The organism is Ralstonia sp. TCR112, assembly GCF_007997035.1.
Taxonomy (GTDB): Bacteria; Pseudomonadota; Gammaproteobacteria; order Burkholderiales; family Burkholderiaceae; genus Ralstonia; species Ralstonia edaphi.
Map to the genome: position 1 here is coordinate 1 of NZ_VOSS01000194.1, position 899 is coordinate 899.

At 72.5% G+C, this 899-nt stretch carries 1 protein-coding gene; it reads right to left on the reverse strand.

Going from position 1 to position 899, the window contains the following annotated elements; all coding sequences use genetic code 11:
* Window positions 1-899, reverse strand: an 899-nt coding sequence (locus tag FUT88_RS25220; protein ID WP_147219276.1) for a DUF2300 domain-containing protein, incomplete at both ends; no start/stop codon positions are given.

The window sequence follows — 899 nt, forward strand, 5'->3', positions numbered from 1 at the left end:
TCCAACTCATCTGGCCGCGCGCGCTGATGGTGCCGTGGTACTGCACGGACTGGCCGGTCAGCACCAGCGCGTCGGTAAATTCGGCTGCGTTGCGCGCAGCGGCCAGCGGCGGGCGCGGCAGCACGCGCTGCGTGCGAGAGCTGTCGGCGATGCGGTAGCAGCCCTTGTCGCGCGAGGCGTGCTGCACGAGGTAACTGCGCGCCGCCACGGCCAACGCACGCGCGGCCTGCGGCTCGGCGAGCTGGCCTTCCCGCTCGACCACGCGCGCCACGTAGTCGTTCATGCCCAGGCGGCCGGTGATGACAGGCAGGTTGTTCTGGCGCGAGAGCGTCAACTCGCCCCGGCTCTCGATCGGCAGCGTGTTGCCGTTGACGAAGCGCACGGCGTAGCGGCCTTCCAGGCGACCGGCCGTGACGGGCTTGCCGCTGGCGTCGCGCACCTCGCGAATCGGATAGCGCGCAAAGAAGTCCACCACGACACAGGCATCGTCGTCGGGCACGGGCGTCTGTTCGATCAGCGGCGTCAGGCGCGGTGCGGCAGCGGCCAGCACCTGGTTGCTCGACCCGGCACCGCCGAGCCAGACGGGCGTGCCGTCGGCCAGCCAGCCTGCTGCCCCGCCGATCGACGCGCCGGGCCGCTGCGGGTCAGGCATCGTCCAGGTCTTGGCGCGCAGCAGGCCGCCGAAGTCCGACACCGTGCCCTCGCCACGCCCGACGGTCAGCACGGAGACGAGCGTTTGCGCGGCCGTTTCGCGCCCATCGGCCGGAACGCTGCGCAGCGCGGCGAGCAGATCGGCGACCGGCACGCGATGCGTCGGCTGCATGGCACGCAGCTCGCGCAGCCACGTGGGCGCCCCGGCTTGCTGCCAGAAGCGCCGCCAATCCGCGCGGTCCAGCCCC